At 70.7% G+C, this 18071-nt stretch carries 16 protein-coding genes; 9 read left to right on the top strand and 7 right to left on the bottom strand.

What is annotated here, in order from left to right; translation table 11 throughout:
- Positions 1–85 precede the first annotated feature (85 nt).
- Complete coding sequence (locus ACFWCK_RS03350; RefSeq protein WP_378804528.1) at positions 86–1630, top strand: CitMHS family transporter; 1545 nt, start codon at positions 86–88, stop codon at positions 1628–1630.
- Between the two features lie 63 nt (positions 1631–1693).
- Here the strand turns inward: ACFWCK_RS03350 and ACFWCK_RS03355 are convergent, their stop codons facing one another.
- Positions 1694–2632 carry a DUF1684 domain-containing protein gene (locus tag ACFWCK_RS03355; protein WP_378804529.1) on the bottom strand — a complete coding sequence of 313 codons (939 nt, stop codon included), beginning with the start codon at positions 2630–2632 and terminating at the stop codon, positions 1694–1696.
- A gap of 229 nt (positions 2633–2861) precedes the next feature.
- On the opposite strand from ACFWCK_RS03355, the gene ACFWCK_RS03360 reads away from it, so the two are divergent.
- Entirely contained in the window at positions 2862–3449 is a 588-nt protein-coding gene (locus tag ACFWCK_RS03360) for a flavin reductase family protein (protein ID WP_378804530.1), read from the top strand.
- Between the two features lie 9 nt (positions 3450–3458).
- On the opposite strand, the gene ACFWCK_RS03365 is transcribed toward ACFWCK_RS03360, so the two are convergent.
- Positions 3459–4946 carry a YdiU family protein gene (locus ACFWCK_RS03365; RefSeq protein ID WP_378804531.1) on the bottom strand — a complete coding sequence of 496 codons (1488 nt, stop codon included), beginning with the start codon at positions 4944–4946 and terminating at the stop codon, positions 3459–3461.
- 187 nt (positions 4947–5133) lie between these two features.
- Between ACFWCK_RS03365 and ACFWCK_RS03370 the strand changes: the two genes are divergently transcribed.
- The 7 genes from ACFWCK_RS03370 to ACFWCK_RS03400 all read left to right on the top strand — a co-directional run bounded on the left by ACFWCK_RS03370 (position 5134) and on the right by ACFWCK_RS03400 (position 11710).
- The gene (locus ACFWCK_RS03370; RefSeq protein ID WP_378804533.1) at positions 5134–5523 is read left to right on the top strand and encodes a carboxymuconolactone decarboxylase family protein; all 390 of its coding nucleotides are present in this window, start codon (positions 5134–5136) and stop codon (positions 5521–5523) included.
- On the top strand, positions 5520–6836 hold the full coding sequence (locus ACFWCK_RS03375) for a M20/M25/M40 family metallo-hydrolase (RefSeq protein ID WP_378804534.1): 1317 nt from the start codon (positions 5520–5522) through the stop codon (positions 6834–6836). The genes ACFWCK_RS03370 and ACFWCK_RS03375 overlap by 4 nt, the downstream gene beginning before the upstream one ends.
- 221 nt (positions 6837–7057) lie before the next feature.
- On the top strand, positions 7058–8098 hold the full coding sequence (locus tag ACFWCK_RS03380) for an amino acid ABC transporter permease (protein ID WP_378804535.1): 1041 nt from the start codon (positions 7058–7060) through the stop codon (positions 8096–8098).
- Complete coding sequence (locus tag ACFWCK_RS03385; RefSeq protein ID WP_378804536.1) at positions 8095–8886, top strand: amino acid ABC transporter ATP-binding protein; 792 nt, start codon at positions 8095–8097, stop codon at positions 8884–8886. Before ACFWCK_RS03380 ends, ACFWCK_RS03385 begins: the two co-directional genes overlap by 4 nt.
- A gap of 67 nt (positions 8887–8953) precedes the next feature.
- The gene (locus ACFWCK_RS03390; protein WP_378804537.1) at positions 8954–9952 is read left to right on the top strand and encodes an ABC transporter substrate-binding protein; all 999 of its coding nucleotides are present in this window, start codon (positions 8954–8956) and stop codon (positions 9950–9952) included.
- Between the two features lie 73 nt (positions 9953–10025).
- Positions 10026–11174, top strand: a complete 1149-nt coding sequence (locus ACFWCK_RS03395) for an LLM class flavin-dependent oxidoreductase (protein ID WP_378804538.1) — start codon at positions 10026–10028, stop codon at positions 11172–11174.
- A complete protein-coding gene (locus ACFWCK_RS03400) occupies positions 11171–11710 on the top strand; it encodes a GNAT family N-acetyltransferase (protein WP_378804539.1) in 540 nt (179 codons plus the stop codon). The genes ACFWCK_RS03395 and ACFWCK_RS03400 overlap by 4 nt, the downstream gene beginning before the upstream one ends.
- Positions 11711–11792: 82 nt before the next feature.
- Here the strand turns inward: ACFWCK_RS03400 and ACFWCK_RS03405 are convergent, their stop codons facing one another.
- The 5 genes from ACFWCK_RS03405 to ACFWCK_RS03425 form a co-directional block, all read right to left on the bottom strand.
- The gene (locus ACFWCK_RS03405; protein ID WP_378804540.1) at positions 11793–12674 is read right to left on the bottom strand and encodes a DUF1684 domain-containing protein; all 882 of its coding nucleotides are present in this window, start codon (positions 12672–12674) and stop codon (positions 11793–11795) included.
- A complete protein-coding gene (locus ACFWCK_RS03410; protein WP_378804541.1) occupies positions 12671–14056 on the bottom strand; it encodes an NtaA/DmoA family FMN-dependent monooxygenase in 1386 nt (461 codons plus the stop codon). The genes ACFWCK_RS03405 and ACFWCK_RS03410 overlap by 4 nt, the downstream gene beginning before the upstream one ends.
- A gap of 27 nt (positions 14057–14083) precedes the next feature.
- Positions 14084–15274 carry an LLM class flavin-dependent oxidoreductase gene (locus ACFWCK_RS03415; protein WP_378804542.1) on the bottom strand — a complete coding sequence of 397 codons (1191 nt, stop codon included), beginning with the start codon at positions 15272–15274 and terminating at the stop codon, positions 14084–14086.
- A 70-nt stretch (positions 15275–15344) separates the two neighbouring features.
- Positions 15345–16367 (bottom strand): LLM class flavin-dependent oxidoreductase, encoded by a 1023-nt coding sequence (locus tag ACFWCK_RS03420; RefSeq protein ID WP_378804543.1) that lies wholly within the window; start codon positions 16365–16367, stop codon positions 15345–15347.
- Positions 16367–18022 carry an ABC transporter substrate-binding protein gene (locus ACFWCK_RS03425; protein WP_378804544.1) on the bottom strand — a complete coding sequence of 552 codons (1656 nt, stop codon included), beginning with the start codon at positions 18020–18022 and terminating at the stop codon, positions 16367–16369. Before ACFWCK_RS03425 ends, ACFWCK_RS03420 begins: the two co-directional genes overlap by 1 nt.
- Positions 18023–18071 lie beyond the last annotated feature (49 nt).

Genomic DNA, 18071 nt, shown 5'->3' on the forward strand with positions numbered 1-18071 from the left:
CGACTTACCGGGTCGGCCGTGCGCGTGTTCCCTAATCTCGGCGAGGTCCGTCGATGACGACAGGCGGATGACGAAGGAGTCACTCATGCCCACGGTTCTCACCGGCCTGCTCGCCGCAGCCGACGACAAGCCCTCGTACGACATCGCGTTCGCACCCCCGGAATGGGTGCTGGTGATCCTCGGCTTCCTCATGGTGCTGGTGTTCATGACCCTGATCATGACCAAGCGCCTCACCCCGATGGTGGCGCTGATCCTGGTCCCCACCGCGTTCGGCCTCTTCGCCGGCGCGGGACTGGGCCTCGGCGACATGATCCTCGACGCGATCGGCAAGATGGCACCGACCGCGGCGCTGCTGATGTTCGCGATCATGTTCTTCGGCATCATGATCGACGTTGGCCTGTTCGACCCGCTGATCCGCCTGATCACGCGCGTGCTCGGCGACGACCCCGCCAAGGTCGTCATCGGCACGGCCCTGCTCGCCGGCGCCGTGTCGCTGGACGGCGACGGATCCACGACGTTCATCATCACCACCTCGGCGATGCTGCCGATCTACCTGCGCCTGGGCATGAACCCGGTCGTGCTCACGTGCGTGGCGGGCCTCATGAACGGCACGCTCAACATCGTGCCGTGGGGCGGTCCCACCGTGCGCGCCGCGACCGCGCTGAGCCTGCAGCCCACCGATGTGTTCGTGCCGATGCTCCCCTCGCTGGGGGTGGGCTTGCTCGTCGCCCTCGGGTTCGCCTGGATGCTCGGCCTTCAGGAGCGCCGCCGTCTCGGCGCGCTGGACGAGAGCCGTCTGACCGGTGCCGCCGAGGGCGGACTGCTCGCCGCGGTGCCGGCGATCTTCCGCGGCTCCGCCACCAAGCCCGGCGCGCGTGCCTCCCTGCGCACCGGCAACATCGTCACCGTCGCCGGCGGACACGGCGGGGTCGCAGTCGCCGGGGTGGACCCGGCCGACACCGCGATGGCCGACACGATGCTCGACCCGAACCGGGCGACCCTGCGCCCCCGGCTGATCTGGTTCAACCTCGCCCTCACGGTCGCCGTGATGCTGCTGCTCGTGGTCGACATCATGCCCCTGCCGTACGTGTTCATGGTCGGGGCCGCGGTGGCGCTGCTCGTGAACTTCCGCAAGCTCAAGGACCAGGCGTCGGAGATCGTCGCCCACGCGCCGAGCATCGTCGGCGTCGTGTCGATGGTGATCGCGGCAGGCGTGCTCGTCGGCGTGCTGAGCGGCACCGGCATGGTCGACGCGATGGCGAACTGGATCACCACCGTGCTGCCGCCGCAGCTCGGTCCGTTCCTCGCGCCGATCACGGGCGTGCTGTCGATCCCGTTCACGTTCCTGATGTCGAACGACGCGTTCTACTTCGGCATCCTGCCCGTGCTCTCCGAGAGCGCCGCGCATTTCGGGATCGCGCCTGTGGAGATGGCCCGCGCGTCGATCACCGGCCAGCCCGTGCACCTGCAGAGCCCGCTGGTGCCGGCGATCCTGCTGCTGGTCTCCCTCGCGAGCGTGAACCTCGGCGACCACCACCGCAAGGTGCTGTGGCGCGCGCTCGTGGTCTCGCTCGTGATGCTCGCGGTCGGGATCCTGACCGGTGCGATCCCGTTCTTCGTCGCACAGTGACCACCCGGTGACAAGGCCGGCGCCCGCCTGTTTCAGGCGGGCGCCGGCCCTGCACGCGGATCGTCAGACGTCAGGCTGCGGGGTGACGACGATCGGTCCATCGGCTCCCGCGATGAGGCGCACGCGGGGCGTCTTCTCGCCCGCGGTGATCCGCATCCGGATCCGGTTTCCGAGGGGCGCCAACGCGCACGTCGTCATGTCGCTGTAAGCGCACGGCAGGTTGCTGGCGCGGGTGAAGTCGATCGTCACCGTCTCTCCGTCCGAGACCGGACTCACGACGACGTCTCGGCCCCAGACGGTCGTCTCGCGGCCTGAGGTGGCGTCGGTGAACGGCAGGCGCCAGCCGTTGCCGGACACGCTTTCGAAGACGGCGAGCTCGTGCACCCGTCCGCCGACCGTGAAACGCAGCGTGCCGGGAGACTGCAGCAGATGCAGGAAGTCCCCTACCGCAGCGTCGACCTCGTACTCGCGCGGATCCGCATGGAAGACGGCGAGGATCACCCATGCCTCGTTCGGGCGGAACGCGGGGGTGCCCTCGAAACTCTCCAGGAACGGGCTCGGCTGCAGCCGGCTGCGCAGCACCGCATGGCCGCCGAGCCTGGCGAACTCAGCTGCGCCGCCGGCGAACTCCAGGGTGCCGTTCTCGCCCGGATCGATGCGGGTCTCGCCGAAGAGGTCGACGCCGGCGTATCGCACATGCTCCTCGGGGTCGAGGGAGAGGAGCACGGATCCGCGAACCGCGCGGAAGGATCCGGGCACCTTCGGCACGCGCTGCGGGCGTGCCCCCAGCCAGTGCAGTCCCGTGTACGCGAGAGGCCCGTTCGGATCCCGCCGGCGCTCGTCGAGGTCGTCATGCCATCGCTGCCAGTCCTGCGCGAAGACGTAGGAGCCGAGGCTCTCGGATCCGAGGTCGTCGAGCAGCGGATCGGGGGACAACGAGGCGGACGAGAGTCCCGCGAACGTATCGTCCGCCAGCTCGGAATACCACTCACCGGTCACCATGATCCCTCTCCTTCCGCGTCGCCCTCGGCTGTGCTCATCTCACCGTGACGCTAGATCGCGGACGTCCGCTCGGCAGCGGATGTCGTCACCCGACGTCATGGCGCGCAACAGTTCTGCACCTGGCGAAACAGAGGCGTTCCGCGCGACGTCACGACGGCAGGCTGGGCGCCACGACGCCGGCACCCGCCGTGCGCCGCCGCATCGTCTCGAGCAGAAGCAGGGGTCCGGCATGACGACTCAGCAGATCGACCGGCCGCAGAGCGCGGAGGGCCACCGACGTGAGGAGCGCGGCCTCGACGGAGTGGAGGCGCTCTCCGCAGAGGAGTTCAGACGAGCGTTCCGGGAGCACCCTGCGGGCGTCGCGCTGGTCACCGCCGAGGCAGGCGCCGGACCAGTCGCGTTGACGGCCACCAGCGTGTCCTCGGTCAGCGCCGATCCGCCCCTGCTGGTGTTCTCCATCTCCGATCAGTCGTCAGCGTCGACCACGCTCAACAGTGCGGACACGCTCATCGTCCACCTGCTGTCCTCTGCGCAGCTCGGCCTGGCGAAGCTGGGCGCGACCAGCGGCATCGACCGGTTCGCGGATCGCGCGATCTGGAGCCGCCTGGACACGGGAGAGCCCTACTTCCCCGCGGCCCGCACGTGGATCCGCGGGCGCGTCCTGCACCGCCTGCGGGCGGGCACGTCCACGCTGGTGGTCGTGCACGCGCTCGATGCCGAGCTCCCCGAGCCGTCCGAGAGCGAAGCGGCCGCCACGCCGCTGGTGTACGTGAGCCGCACCTGGCACGCCCTCGGGGAGCCGTCCCGGATCGAATGACGTCCCCGGTCAGGTGCCGCAGTAGGTGCGGTGCCTCGGAGCGCCTCCGGGCGCGGGCCGGGCGAAGCGCCGGCTCTCGTGACCTGCGCGCTCGACGAACGGCGCACGGAGCAGCCCCCGCAACTGCGTGAACGGCGCGACATCGCCCGCGACCGCCGCGGCGAGCGCCTCATCGACGAGGTGGTTGCGCGGGATGTAGACCGGGTTGGTGCGGCGGATCAGCGCATCGTCCGGGCCGAGGGCGAGCCAGCGGCGCAACCACGCATCGAGCTCGGGCACCGGACCGAGGAACCGACCGCGGACGGGCCGCTCGTCGCCGGCTGCGGCGGCGGCGAGATCCCGCCAGAATCCCGTGAAGTCGACCGCCCGTTCGGCGAGGATCGCGAGGGCCCGCTCGGTCAGCTGATCGACCTCCACCCGGTCCGCACTCTCGTCGAGACCGAGCTTCCGGCGGAAGGCCAGGGACCGGTGCGCGCGGTACCGGCCGTCGAAGGAGGCGACGAGCTCCGCGGCGGTCCGCTCGCCGGTCGCCGGGTCGTCGTCGAGCAGCGGCGCGATCGACTCGGCGAGACGTTCCAGATTCCACTGCATGATCGCGGGCTGCCGGTCGTAGGCGTAACGACCGAACGCGTCGATCGAGCTGAAGTACGCGCCGGGCTCGTACGCATCCAGGAAGGCGCAGGGGCCGTAGTCGATGGTCTCGGCGGAGACCAGGACGTTGTCGGTGCTGAGCACCCCGTGGACGAACCCGACGCGCATCCAGTCGGCCGTGAGCGCGGCCGTCGATTCGACGATCTCCCCGAGCAGCGCTCGATAGGGCTGCTCGGCGTGCGCGGCCCGCGGGTGGCTTCGGGCGATGACGTGATCGGCGAGGCGCCGGAGCAGGCCAGGATCCCGCTGCGCGCGGGCGTACTCGAACGATCCGAAGCGCACGTGGCTCCTGGCCGTGCGGGCGAGCACCGCCCCCGGCAGCACCTGCCCGTCGCGGTCGCGAGGGGCGCCCGTCGAGACCACCGCGAGCGCTCGCGTCGTGGGGATGGCGAGCGCGTGCATCGCCTCGCTCAAAAGGAACTCGCGAAGCATCGGCCCGATCGTCGCGAAGCCGTCGACGCGCGACATCGACGTCGGCCCGATGCCCTTGAGGTGCAGGTCGCGCAGGAGGCCCCGGCGGTCCCGTCGCTCGCCGAGGAGGGCGGCCCGGCCGTCGCCGAGGATCGGCCGGAACTCGCCCCATTGGTGGCCCGCGTAGACCTGGGCGACCGGAACCGCTCCCGCGGCTCGCGCCTCGCCGGTGAGGAAGCGCACTCCGTCGTCCGACCGCAGCCAGCCGGGATCGAGGTCGAGCTCGTCGGCGATCTCCTCGTCGAGCACGATGAGCCGCGGTTCGGGCGTGCGCGCGGGCGTCGCGGGGCGGGAGAGCTCCGGCAGGAGCTGCGCCCATATCTGCTCGAGCACCGGCGGGCGACGCACGGCGGCAGAGGGGATCGGATCCGTCATGCGACGAGTCTCCGCCCGCGTCGCGCGGCGCGGATCGCGACCGAAACCCGGCGACATGCGGCGGAACAATCCGTCCTCGATGTCGCCGTGAGACGCCCGATGACGGCGTGCTTCGAAACAGTCCCGCACCCCGATTACCGTGAGGGCGCGCCGTGCCCTTGCGCGGCCTGGACTCCGAGGAGAGCACGTGTCGGACTACTTCGATCGCACCGCAGACAAGACCTTCACCCGCGTCTACAAGAGCGAGACACCCGACATCCTCGCCGCGTTCGCCGCATTCGACCAGGCGGTCTTCGCCGCGGAGGGGCGGGCCATCCCGCTGAAGTTCCGCGAGCTGATCGCCCTCGCGGTCGGGATCACGACGCAGTGCGCGTACTGCATCGACGGGCACGCGCAGAACGCAGTGCGTGCGGGCGCCACCGAGGCGGAGCTCGCCGAGGCCGCCTGGGTCGCGACCGCCATCCGCGCAGGCGGCGGTTATGCGCACGGCAGGCTCGCGTTCAAGCTCGCCGGCGACGCGCGCGTCGAGCACGGACACGAGCACGCGGGCGCGGGCGCGGGCGCGGGCGCGCGATGACGGTCCCGTCACCGGTCGAGGCGGAGGCCCTCGAACTCATCCGCGACCTCATCCGCATCGACAGCGTCAACACCGGTGACGACGCCACGATCGGCGACGGCGAGACCCGGGCGGCTTTGTTCGTGAAGCAGAAGCTCGAGGAGGTCGGCTATCACGTCGACCTGGTCGAGCCGCGACCCGGCCGGGCGAGTGTCGTCGCCCGGCTGGCCGGGGCGGATCCGGACGCCGGGGCGCTCGTGGTGCACGCGCATCTCGACGTCGTGCCCGTGGTGGAAGCGGACTGGACCCATCCGCCGTTCGGCGCGGAGATCCACGACGGCATCCTCTACGGGCGCGGCGCCGTCGACATGAAGAACTACGCGGGGACGATCCTGGCCCTCGCGCGGTCGTACCTCAGAGCGGGCGTCGTGCCCCGCAGGGACCTCGTCTTCGCGTTCTTCGCGGACGAGGAGGCGGGCGGCGTCTGGGGAGCACGCTGGATCGTGCGGCATCGACCCGAGCTCTTCTCCGGCGCCACGGAGGCGATCAGCGAGGTCGGCGGGTTCTCGATCCCGCTCACCGACGACCGGCGGGCCTACCTCGTGGCCACCGCCGAGAAGGGCGTCACCTGGGCCACCCTCACAGCGCGCGGGCACGCCGCCCACGGGTCGCGCCCGACACCCGACAACGCGGTGGTGCGCCTGTCGCGCGCCGTCGCGGCCGTGGGCGCGCATCGCTTCCCGGTTGTTGCGACCCCCGCCCTGAAGCGGTTCCTTCAGGTGTTCGGCGAGCACCGCGGGATCCGGTTCACCGACGAGGGACTGGACGGGCAGCTCGCCGGGCTCGGTTTCGTCTCCTCGATCGTCACGTCCTCCGCCCGCAACACGGTCTCGCCGACGGTGCTCAGCGCCGGCGGCAAGACCAACGTGATCCCCGCCGAGGCCACGGCACGGCTCGACATCCGTGCGCTGCCGGGAGCGGACGCCTCCTTGCAGGAGGAGCTCGCCGTGCTCGTCGGAGACGACGTGGATCTCTCGTGGGGTCGTCCGGTGCCTGCGATCGAATCGCCGATCGACTCCCCGCTGCTGGAGGTGCTCCAGGACGCGATCGCGACCGAGGATCCCGACGGCCTCGTCGTGCCCTATCTGCTGCCGGCGAGCACCGACAACAAGCACCTGGCGCAGCTGGGCATCCACGGGTACGGCTTCGTGCCGCTGCGGGTTCCGGCCGACTTCGACGTTTTCGGGGAGTTCCACGCCGCGGACGAGCGCATCCCGGTGGACGCACTGCACTTCTCGACGCGCGTCACCGATCACATCCTCCGCAACGCCTGAGCCGATGACCCGACGGGGCGCCGATCCGACCAGGACCGGCGCCCCGTGGTCGTCCGTGCGTCGGTGACGCGGGGAATCCTTCCATTACGCCGCGTATCAGCCGGTTGCGTCGCATATCAGCCGGTTGCCGCGTGTGAATCCCGGCTGTGGAGGCAGCCGAGGGCGCTCATACCGTGACTTCACGCAGCACCCGCTGCACTGAGGAACCACGAGGGAGCATCATGACCGACACCGCCGCACCGCCTCTCGGCCGCTCGGTCGACCACGGGCCGGACCAGCCGAAGGGCCTGGCTCGGAACAGGGTCGACATCAGTGCCGTCCCCGTGGTGCACACCCGCCACTGGTGGCGCTGGACGTTCGCGGCGCTCATCCTCTTCGTCGTCGCGCAGTTCGGCTGGAGCCTCGTCACGAACAGCCGCTACGAGTGGGGGACGTTCGCCGAGTACTTCTTCTCGGGCCCCGTGCTCATCGGCATCGGGTACACGCTCGCGATCACCGCCGTCTCGGCGATCGTCGGCTTCGTGCTCGGCACGATCATCGCGCTGGGACGGCTGTCGAGGTCCCCGCTGCTCAGCTCCGCCGCGTGGGCGTACATCTGGTTCTTCCGCTCGGTGCCGCTGGTCGTGCAGATCATCGTCTGGTACAACCTCGGCTACCTGTACCCGACGCTGGGCCTGGGCACCCCGTTCACGACCGACTTCTGGATCGTCGAGTTCCCCACCGTCCAGCTGGTCAGCGCGTTCGCCGCGGCGATCCTGGGCCTCGGACTGCACCAGGCCGCGTACTCGGCCGAGATCATCCGCGGCGGCCTGCTCTCGGTCGATCAGCGCCAGGCCGAGGCGGCGGCCGCCCTCGGCATCCCGGCGGGCCGGCGGCTGTTCCGGATCATCCTCCCGCAGGCGGCGCGCTCGATCGTCCCGAACGCGACGAACGAGGTCATCGGCCTCGTCAAGGGCGCGTCCGTCGTCTTCGTGATCGCGATCCCTGAGCTGTTCTACGCGGTGCAGGTCATCTACAACCGCAACAGCCGCGTCATCCCCCTGCTCCTGGTCGCGGTGGTCTGGTACACGATCATCACGACGATCCTCAGCATCGCCCAGTTCTACATCGAGCGGCACTTCGCCCGCGGCTCCGCACGGGCGCTGCCGCCCACCCCTCTGCAGCAGGCCCGGCGCTGGGTCGGTTCGCAATGGGCCCGGCTCGGCGATGATCCGACACCGGCCGGTGCCGCCATCCGCTCCACCGGAAAGGCGAGCGCATGAGCACCATCAGCGCGGAGACCGCCACCAGCGGACTCGTCGAGATCCACAACGTCCACAAGAGCTTCGGCGGGGTCGAGGTGCTGTCGGGGATCGATCTCACCGTGCAGCCCGGCGAGGTCATCGCACTGCTCGGCCCGAGCGGCTCCGGCAAGTCGACCCTGCTGCGCACCATCAACCACCTGGAGAGCGTGGATCGCGGATCGGTCACGGTCGACGGCGAGCTGATCGGCTACGAGCTGCGCGGTGAGAAGCTCCATGAGCTGCACGAGCGGGAGATCCTGCGGCGCCGCACGCAGGTGGGAATCGTCTTCCAGCACTTCAACCTGTTCCCGCATCTCACCGCGCTGGAGAACATCGTCGAGGCGCCGATCGCTCTCAAGCGCCTGGGTGCCTCGGACGCCAGAGAGCTCGCCCTCGGCCTGCTCGATCGCGTCGGCCTCGCCGACAAGGCCGACGCCTACCCCCGGCAGCTCTCCGGAGGCCAGCAGCAGCGCGTGGCGATCGCCCGCGCACTCGCCCTGAAGCCCAAGGTGCTGCTGTTCGACGAGCCGACCAGTGCGCTGGATCCAGAGCTCGTCGGCGAGGTGCTCGAGGTCATCAGCGACCTCGCCCGGTTCGGCACCACGCTCATCATCGTCACCCACGAGATCGGCTTCGCCCGCCAGGTCGCCGACCGCGTCGTCTTCCTCGACCACGGGACCGTGATCGAGGAAGGGCGCCCCTCCGACGTCCTGGACCACCCGAAGCATCCACGAACCCGGGAGTTCCTGGCCAAGGTCCTGAACTGACCCGCACGACCCGAACGCGGCACGGCCGCATCATCGCAAGGCCCCTCATCACAAGGAGAAACACAGCATGGCACTCAGCAAGAAGCAGGGCGCGGTGGTCGGCATCGCCGCCGTCGCGGTCGCCGCGATCGTCGCCGTCGGCGCCGTCGTCGCCCTCAACCAGCCGGCGGCAGCGACCGCTGCCGACAGCACACCGAAGCCCACGAAGAGCGCGGCGAAGGTCTCGGCCGACGACGTGAAGTGGGTCGAGGGCGACGTCGTCCCGAAGGCCGTCGAGGCTCTCAAGAAGAGCGGCTTCCACCCCGTCGAGCCGGGCAAGCTCACCGTCGCCGTGGGTGCCTTCGTGCCGCCGCTCAGCTACGTCCCGGACGGCAAGACCCTGCCCGCCGGCACCGAGCCGAACATCGGCAGCCTGATCGCGCAGGGACTCGGCCTGACCTACAACCCGGTGGTCGTCGCCTGGGCCGACTGGCCCCTGGGGATCCAGTCCGGCAAGTACGACCTCATCACCTCGAACGTGACGGTCACCGAGGCGCGCAAGGAGCTCTTCGACTTCGCCAGCTACCGTCAGGATCTGCTCGGCTTCTACGTGAAGTCCGACAGCACGATCTCCAAGATCCAGAAGGCCGCGGACATCTCCGGCCTGAAGATCGTCGTCGGATCCGGCACCAACCAGGAGCAGGTGCTCCTGAAGTGGAACGAGGAGCTCAAGAGCGCGGGCAAGGCACCGGCCGACCTGCAGTACTACGACGACAACGCGGCCGCGACCCTCGCGCTGCAGTCGGGTCGCGTCGATGCCACCTTCGGCCCGAACGCCTCCTCCGCGTGGGCGGCCAGGGAGACCGGCGCCACCAAGCTCGTGGGCATCGTCCCGGGCGGGTGGCCGCAGGCGGCCGCGATCGCGGCAGGCACCGCGAAGGGCAACGGACTCATCGAGCCCGTCAACATCGTGCTCAACGAGCTCATCGCGAACGGGAAGTATGCCCAGGTGCTCAAGGGGTGGGGGCTCGACTCGGAGGGGATCACGACCTCCGAGATCAACCCGCCGGGGCTTCCCAAGTCCTGAATCCGAGGTGCGGGCCGGCGGCAGACGCCGGCCCGCACCTTTCCGTGTATCCGCATCCGAGAAAGACGAACATATGACCAACCGTGCACCGCTCAGCATCCTCGAGCTCTCCCCGTTCGGCGAAGGATCGACCGCGGGCCAGGGCCTCCGCGACACGATCGCGCTCGCGCAGACCGCGGAAAGACTCGGCTACCACCGCTTCTGGCTCGCCGAGCACCACCTGAACCCCGGCGTCGCCGGCGCCGCCCCGCACGTGCTGCTCGCGGCCATCGCCGCCGCGACCGACCACATCAGGATCGGCACCGCCGCGACCATCATCGGCAACTACGCGGCCCTCCAGGTGGTGGAGGCCGCCGGCGTCGTGGCCGCCCTCCACCCCGGACGCTTCGACCTCGGGATCGGCCGATCCGGATCCACATCGCACCCCTCGGCGCCGATCGCATCGGCCCCTGCGGAGGCCCGCATCGTCGATGGCCTGCTGCTTCCGACCGCCAAGCCGTTCGCCTTCGACTCCGCCCGGTTCGCCGCGCAGGCGCGCCTGCTGCGCCGCACCGCGGGTGACGCCGATCGGTTCGAACAGGACGTGCACGACATCCTCGCCCTCATCGCGGGCACCTACCTCGCGCCGGAGGGCGTGCCGATCCATGCGACACCGGCCGAGGGACAGGACATCCAGGTGTGGCTGCACGGCAGCACCGCGGGCATCAGCGCAGAGCTCGCCGGGCGCCTCGGGCTGCCGTTCGGCGCCAACTTCCACGTCGCGGGCAGCTTCGTGCTCGACGCCGTGCAGGCCTATCGGCGCGCGTTCCGGCCCGGCGCGCTCGCCGAGCCGCGCGTGATCGTCTCGGCCGACGTGCTGGTCGCGGACACGGCGGCCGACGCGGAACGCATCGGCCGCGGGTACGCCGAATGGGTGCACAGCATCCGTGCGGGCCAGGGCGCGATCGCCTACCCGCACCCCGACGATGCGCTCGTGGCGCCGTACCCCGCGGATCTTCTCGACGTGGTCGGCGACCGTCTGGACACGCGCTTCGTCGGCGACGCGGAGACCGTCGTGGAACGTCTCGACACCCTCCAGCGGGTGACGGGCGCCGACGAGCTGCTGCTCACCACGATCACGCACGACCCCGAGGATCGCGCGCGCTCGTTCGCGCTGCTCGCCGACGCATGGGGATTCGAGAGCAGCGCGCCCCGGGTCCTCGAGACGGCGCGCGGGCGATGAGCCCGACAGCGACGGCCCTCGCTATCCGGCTCGCCGCGCCCGACGAGTACGGAATCGTCGGGCGCCTCACCGAGGACGCCTACGTCTCGAGCTATTCCGAGCTGTCGGCCGCGTACCTCCAGTCGCTGCGCGACGTGGCCGCGCGTGCGGCGCTGGGAGACATCTGGGTCGCGCTGGAGGCGGATGTGATCGTCGGCAGCGTCTGGGTCCCGCGCCCCGGTGCGCATCTGTCGGAGGTGGCCCGCGACGGCGAACTCGATTTCCGCCAGCTCGCCGTCGCCCCCGCAGCACGCGGACGCGGCATCGGAGAGGCTCTCACCCGACATGTCATCGCTCTCGCCGTCGAACGGCGGGCCGAGCGAGTGGTCATGAACAGCGGGCCGGAGATGACGGGTGCACACTCGCTCTATACGAAGCTCGGCTTCCGCAGGCTGTACGAGCGCGAGCAGAGCATCGAGGTCGAGCCAGGGGTGTTCCTCGAGCTTCTGGCGTTCGGCCTGGACATCGCGCCGGCGGAGACCTCCGACGCGACGTAGCCTGCCGACGCCCATCACAGCACTCAGCGCCGCCCGCGGATCCGCGGGCGGCGCTGAGTCTTGAGCGCTCGAGGTCGGGCGCTCAGAGCGAGTCGGCCCGGGGGATCAGGCCCTCGGCGGAGACCTCGCCGTGCACCCGTCGGTCCGGCGTCCGCTCCCCCGCGGTCACCGCGACGCGGAGCCTGTTCTCGGCAGGAGGCAGCGGGCAGGTGGCGAAGTCGGTGTAGGCGCACGGCAGGTTCGTCGCACGATTGAAGTCGATCACCGTCGTTTCGGATCCCTCGGCCACCTCGAACGACACGGTCCGGTTCGCGGCGTACGTGGTGACGCCGCTGGTCGCATCGGTGAACAACGCGAACAGCGAACCGGTCCGGTGCCCGTCGAACGCGAGCAGCCGGAACGGCTCGTCGTCGACGAGGAACTCGACGTAGCCCGGGGAGTCGTACACGTGGCTGATGCCGTCGACGGCTGCACCGACCTCGATCGCCCGCGGCGCGACGAACCGGACGAACCGGCCCGGGATCTGCCAGCGCGGGTCGGGCGGGAATGCGGCTGTCCCCGTGTAGGCGGACAGGAACGGGAAGTCGGGGCGGCGCGGCCGCAGGATGTCCCGTCCGCCGCGCTTGGCGACTTCGACGACGCCTCCCTCGAAACCGACCGTCACGCCGTCGCGCTCCGCGAGGGGGCCGAACGCGTGCGTGCCCGTGACCTCGGCGCCGTCCACCGTGAGCGCCTCGCCGTCCGCGACGACCACGACGGGCCCGGTGACGCCGGTGAACCACTCGCCGGGCAGGCCGGGGAAGCGGAGCGGTTCCGCCGTCAGCCAGAACAGGCCGCTGACGGCGAGGAACCCGTGCGGGTCGGCACGGCGCTCCTCATGCGTTTCGTGCCAGTCCTCCCACTCCTGCGCGAATGCGTCCGCCGTCTGCGCGGATGCCGTCTCGACCGCGGCAGGGAGCGTCATCGTGCCGTCTCCGTCGCTGCGGAGACCAGGGCGTCGTCGCGCGCCGGCAACGGCAGGCGCAGGTTCGCGCGCAGCGTCGTGACGTCGTACTCGCTGCGCAGCGAACCGCGCTCCTGCAGCAGCGGCACGACCTGGTCGACGAACTCGTCGAGGCCGGACGGGACGAGGTGGGATCCGAGGACCACGCCGTCGCCGCCGTCCTCCTGCACGAACGTGTCGAGCTGGTCCGCGATCTCCGCGGCGGTGCCGACGTATCCGGGGCCACGGCTGATCTCACGCGCGAGCCCGCGGAACGTGAGACCGCGCTCGTCGGCGAGCTCGCGCCAGGTGCGCACCGTCTCGAACCGGTCCTGGAACACGAACGCACGGCCCTGGATGATCGAGGGCGCTTCGGGGTCCGGATCCACGTCCGGAAGCGGTCCGTCGAGGTCGTAGGCCGACAGGTCGCGATTCCACACCTGCTCGAACGTCACCTGGATGGTCTTGTCGGTCAGCTGCTGCTCGAGGATGTGGCGCGCCTTCTCCTCCGCGTCCTTCGCCGAGTCCCCGATCACGAATCCCGCCGCAGGCAGGATCTTGATCTCGTCCGGTCCGCGACCGAAACGGGCGGCGCGCTCCCGGATGTCCGCGTAGAAGGCCTTGCCCTCGGGCAGCGACGAGTAGGGCGAGAAGATCGCATCCGCGGTCGCGGCCGCGAAGTCGCGACCCTGCGGCGAGACCCCCGCCTGCACGATGACCGGACGGCCCTGCGGGCTGCGCGGCACGGTGAAGCGGCCCGCGATGTCGAACTGCGTGGTGGACTGGGCGAACGCGCCGGCGTCGGCGTCGGCGAGAAAGACCCCCTCGGCCTTGTCCGCGACGATCGCCTCCTCCGCCCACGAGTCCCACAGTCGGCGGACGGCCGCGACGGTCTCCTCCGCGCGTACATAGCGTTCGCTGTGCGGAAGGAAGCCGCCACGGCGGAAGTTCGCCCCGGTGAACGCGTCGAACGAGGTGACGACGTTCCATCCGGCCCGGCCGCCCGACAGGTGGTCCAGGCTGGCGATCTGGCGGGCGAGCTCGTACGGCTCGTTGAACGTCGCGTTCAGCGTGCCCACCAGGCCGATGTGGTCGGTCACCGCGGCCAGCGCCGCGAGCACGGCGAGCGTGTCGGGGCGTCCCGCGATGTCGTGGTCGAAGATGCGGCCTGCCCTGGCGCGCAGGGCGAGCCCCTCCGCCAGGAAGAAGTAGTCGAAACGCCCGCGCTCCGCGGTCTGCGCGACGTGACGGAAGGTCGAGAAGTCGATCTGGCTGCCCGCATCCGGGTGCTCCCAGAGCGTGTGCTCGTTGACTCCGCCGACGTACGCGGCGAGGATGATCTGCTTGCGTGCTCTCGTGGTCATGGTCGTTCTCCTCTGATCTCTGATCGGTCAGACGCCGGCGTAGCGACTGGGGACGTGCTCCGGCAGGCCGAGCAGCCCGCGCAGGGTCTCCGCCTCGTAGGCGTCGTGGAAGAGCCCGCGTGCGCGCAGCTCCGCGGCGAACGCGCCGGCGATGCGGGGCAGGTCGTCGGTCAGCACCCCGGGGCGCAGGCGCACCCCGGCATATCCGAGGACGCCGAGCTGGGCGACGAGGTCGGCGAGTTCGGATACGGAGCCGGTGAAGACGCGCGCGTCGCTCGCGAGCGGACGGCCGAGCGCGTCGAGACGCCGGAGTCGATCCGCGGCGGATTCCCCGTCCGGATCGTCGAGGAACACCACGAGATCGGCGAAGACCTGGAGGGGCTCTCCCCCGCGGCCGTCCGCAACGGCGGCGACCTCTGTCAGGATCCCCTCCGCGTGCGCGGCGTCGGCCGGGGTGACGAAGACGAGGTCGGCCGACCGCGCGGCCAGCCGGTAGGGCACCTCGGCGTGCGCGAGCGCGGCGACGACCGGCTGGCCCTGGGGCGGGCGCGGGGTGATCGACGGCCCTCGCACGCTGAACCAGCGGCCCTCGAAGTCGATCTCGTGCACCTTGTCCGCGTCGAGGAACCGGTCGGTCACGACGTCGCGGATCTCGGCGTCGTCCTCCCAGCTGTCCCAGAGCCTCCGAACGACCTCGACGTGGTCGGCCGCCTCATCGAAGAGTTCGCCGACCAGGCCGTCGAAGGCGGGGTCGCCCCAGCCGATCTGGTCGCCGGGGTGGGCCCGGCGACCGAAGTGGGCGGCCTCATCGGCGCGTCCCGAGACCTTCACCTGCCACCCGGCTCGCCCTTCGCTCGTGTAGTCGAGCGTGGCGACGCCCGTGGACACGTGGAAGGGCTCCGTGTGCGTGGTCGTCACCGTCGGGATCAGCCCGATGCGAGAGGTGACGGGCGCCACACGAGAGGCGATCAGCAGGGCGTCCAGGCGTCCGCGCACCTCGTCGGTGCGTTCGTCCCCGCGGACGGGATCCGAGGACTGCAGCGCGAGGGAGTCCTCGATCGTGACGAAGTCGAGGAGCCCGTCCTCCGCGGTGCGGACGAGGTCGGTCCAGTACCGGGGGGTGAACAGCTCGGCGGGCCGCGATGACGGCTCCCGCCAGGCGGCAGGGTGCCAGCCGGCGCCCTCGAGGGCGACGCCGACGCGAAGTCGTGAACTCATGATGTGCTCCTTGTCTGGGACGGTCGATGTGTCTGAGGCGGTCGGGGGGGGACGGTCGAGGGCGGATCCGCTAGGCGGCGGCCGAGGCGAGCGCCGCGGCGGCCGGCACCCAGCCGAGCCGGGGCAGGACCGCGTGGCGGATGTCGGAGAGGATCTGGCGGTAGTCGTCGAGCGACAGTGCGTACGGCAGGGCGATGCGCAGCTCCGTGAGGCCGTCGATCGCGGGGTCGGCGGCGAGCCGCTCGACGATCTCCTCGGCGGTGCCGAACAGATCCCGCTGGAACACGTGTCCGTTCGTGGGCTGCTCGGTGCGCGCCTGCCTGCTCTCCGCGAACGCCGTGTACCGCGCGCGCTGGTCGGCCGTGGCGCTGTCGACCGGCAGGATCACCCGTTCGACGCCGACCGATCCCGTGCCGGGACCGGCGAAGTGCGCGTGGTAGTCGTCGATGTGGGCGCGCTGCGCGTCCTCGAAGGAGGCGGCTCCCGCCGCGGCGGTGATGTTCCCGAGCAGGAGCTTGAGCCCCTGGTCGGCGGCCCAGCGCACCGAGCGGGCGGAGCCGCCGCCGAGCCACACCCTGTCCCGGAGGCCGGCGATGTGCGGCTGCACCCGCGGGGTCTGCGGGCCGTACGGCGTGGGGATGTCTGCGCCGAGCGCATGGCCTTCCAGCGCCTCGAGGAAGCGTCCGATCAGGACGTAGGCGTCGACGTCGCCGTCGTCCTCGATGCGGCCGAGGTGTCGCAGCAGCGCCCCGTGCGGCGCGGACGAACTGACTCCGACGTTCAGCCGCCCGTTCGACAGGGCATCGACCGTGCCGAAGTCCTCAGCGAGGCGGAACGGCGTCTCGTAGCCGAGCGGCACCACCGCCGTCTCCAGGCGGATCCGCTCGGTGCGCTGCGTGGCTGCGGCGAGGAAGGTCAGCGCCGACGAGACGCCGCGCTCGAGATGGCGCTGGCGGATTCCGGCCACCTGCAGACCGATCTCTTCGGCGAACTCGAACAGCCGCAGCGTGTCCTCGAGTCCTGCCGTGGGATCGGCCTCGGGGTAGTTCCCGGCCAGGGTGAAGCCGGCGGAGACAATGGTCGCGGTGCTCATCAGCGGGCGTCCTTCCAGGCGGAGACCAGCGAGTCCAGGCGTGAGTCCGCTCCGAGCCTGATGCCGTGCACGGTGGACTGGGTCGACAGGATCGAGGTGAGCTCGTGCACCGGGATCTGGTAGTACTGCGCCGCGATGCGCGCCTGCGCCTCGGCGAGGATCTTGTCGCGCGCGGCGGGGTTGCCCGCCGCCAGCTGCCCCTGCAGCAGCGTCTCGAGCTCGGGGTCGTCGATGTGCAGCTTCGTGGTGGCCTTGGAGTACTGCGTGCGCAGCACATCGCCGTCGGCGCGAGAGAGGTTGCCCCACACGATGTCGAAGTCGCCCGACGCCTGCTTCGCGAGGAACTCGGGCACGGTGCTGCCGGAGAGGACCACGTCGATGCCGACCTTCTTGAGCTGCTGCTGGATCAGCTCGAGCGAGGTCTGGTTCGGCCCGAAGTTCGTGATCCACGCCAGCTGCAGGGTCAGCGGGGTGCCGCCCTTGGTGCGGATCCCGTTCGCGCCCTTGGTCCAGCCCGCCTTGTCGAGGAGCGTCCCGGCGTGCTTCGGGTCGTAGGAGAAGTGCTTGCTCTCGTCGGCCCAGGAGGGCGTGTTCTTCGCCAGCGTGCTCGTGGCGACCGCGAAGAGCTTGTTCAGTGACGTGTCCCGCACGACGGTCGGGTCGATCGCGGCGGCGATCGCCTCCCGCACGGCGATGTCCGAGACGACAGGGCGGGCGAGGTTGAAGGAGAGCCCGAAGCTGATGCCCGGATTGCCGCGGGAGATCAGCGGGTAGCCCGAACCCTGAAGCGTCTGGACGTCGGTGGGCTGGACGCCGCCGATGACGTCGACCTGGCCGCTGGTCAGGCTGCCGGTGCGCACGCCCGCCTCGGGCGCCACCTGGAAGGTCACAGTATCCAGGTGGGCGCGCCCGGTGTTCCCGAGCGGCTGGGGCGCCCAGGCGTAGTTCTTGCGGGCGGCGAGCACGGTCGAGACGTTCTTGGTGTAGCTGTCGAGCGTGAACGGGCCGGTGCCGACGATGGCCTTGCCGTCGGCACGGTTGGCGAAGGGCACGGCGAGGGTGGCGTTGCCGACGATGCCGAGGCCGACGCTCGCGGTCGAGTTGGGGAACGCGGCGTTCGGGGTGCTGAAGTCGACCTCGACGGTGTCGTCGTCGATGACCTTGGTCTCCTTGTAGCCGACGAAGTTGCTCGTGGTCTGCGTCAGCGCCCCCGCGGTCTGGATGTCGTCGAAGGTGGCCTTGACGTTGGCGGCCGTGAAGGGCGTGCCGTCGGAGAAGGTGACGCCGTGGCGCAGCTCGAAGGTGAACGACGTGGCGTCGGCGTTGCTCTTGTACGAGGTGGCGAGCCACGGCTCGAGCTTCCCGGTGTCGGGATCCTGGTAGAGCAGGGAGTCGACCAGCTGCCGCGTGACGTACCAGGTGTCGTTGCCGGATCCGATCCCGGAGGGGTTCAGCGAGATCGGGTCGTTGGCGATCGCGAACGTGAGCGCGCCGCCGTCGACCGGCTTCGCTCCAGCGCTCGTCGGCGCGGCGGCGGGTGCGGCGGCCGAGCAGGCGCTGAGGGCGAGGCCGGCGATGACGGCGATCGAGGCGAGCGCCGTGGTTCGCAGGCGCAGGGCGGCGCGGGGGCGCGACGCGGTTCGGGTCGGGTTCATGGTGGCTCCTTGGTGGGGGTGCGGTCCGGTGCAGGACGGAGGGGAATCG

The organism is Microbacterium sp. NPDC060117, assembly GCF_042729315.1.
Taxonomy (GTDB): domain Bacteria; phylum Actinomycetota; class Actinomycetes; order Actinomycetales; family Microbacteriaceae; genus Microbacterium.

Excerpts from the sequence above, each read along its gene's own strand:
- ACFWCK_RS03380 (WP_378804535.1), top strand. The coding sequence starts at position 7,058 with ATGACCGACACCGCCGCACCGCCTCTCGGCCGCTCGGTCGACCACGGG.
- ACFWCK_RS03425 (WP_378804544.1), bottom strand. The coding sequence starts at position 18,022 with ATGAACCCGACCCGAACCGCGTCGCGCCCCCGCGCCGCCCTGCGCCTG.
- ACFWCK_RS03400 (WP_378804539.1), top strand. The coding sequence starts at position 11,171 with ATGAGCCCGACAGCGACGGCCCTCGCTATCCGGCTCGCCGCGCCCGAC.
- ACFWCK_RS03355 (WP_378804529.1), bottom strand. The coding sequence starts at position 2,632 with ATGGTGACCGGTGAGTGGTATTCCGAGCTGGCGGACGATACGTTCGCG.
- ACFWCK_RS03415 (WP_378804542.1), bottom strand. The coding sequence starts at position 15,274 with ATGAGTTCACGACTTCGCGTCGGCGTCGCCCTCGAGGGCGCCGGCTGG.
- ACFWCK_RS03410 (WP_378804541.1), bottom strand. The coding sequence starts at position 14,056 with ATGACCACGAGAGCACGCAAGCAGATCATCCTCGCCGCGTACGTCGGC.
- ACFWCK_RS03395 (WP_378804538.1), top strand. The coding sequence starts at position 10,026 with ATGACCAACCGTGCACCGCTCAGCATCCTCGAGCTCTCCCCGTTCGGC.
- ACFWCK_RS03420 (WP_378804543.1), bottom strand. The coding sequence starts at position 16,367 with ATGAGCACCGCGACCATTGTCTCCGCCGGCTTCACCCTGGCCGGGAAC.
- ACFWCK_RS03385 (WP_378804536.1), top strand. The coding sequence starts at position 8,095 with ATGAGCACCATCAGCGCGGAGACCGCCACCAGCGGACTCGTCGAGATC.
- ACFWCK_RS03365 (WP_378804531.1), bottom strand. The coding sequence starts at position 4,946 with ATGACGGATCCGATCCCCTCTGCCGCCGTGCGTCGCCCGCCGGTGCTC.
- ACFWCK_RS03405 (WP_378804540.1), bottom strand. The coding sequence starts at position 12,674 with ATGACGCTCCCTGCCGCGGTCGAGACGGCATCCGCGCAGACGGCGGAC.
- ACFWCK_RS03390 (WP_378804537.1), top strand. The coding sequence starts at position 8,954 with ATGGCACTCAGCAAGAAGCAGGGCGCGGTGGTCGGCATCGCCGCCGTC.
- ACFWCK_RS03350 (WP_378804528.1), top strand. The coding sequence starts at position 86 with ATGCCCACGGTTCTCACCGGCCTGCTCGCCGCAGCCGACGACAAGCCC.
- ACFWCK_RS03375 (WP_378804534.1), top strand. The coding sequence starts at position 5,520 with ATGACGGTCCCGTCACCGGTCGAGGCGGAGGCCCTCGAACTCATCCGC.
- ACFWCK_RS03360 (WP_378804530.1), top strand. The coding sequence starts at position 2,862 with ATGACGACTCAGCAGATCGACCGGCCGCAGAGCGCGGAGGGCCACCGA.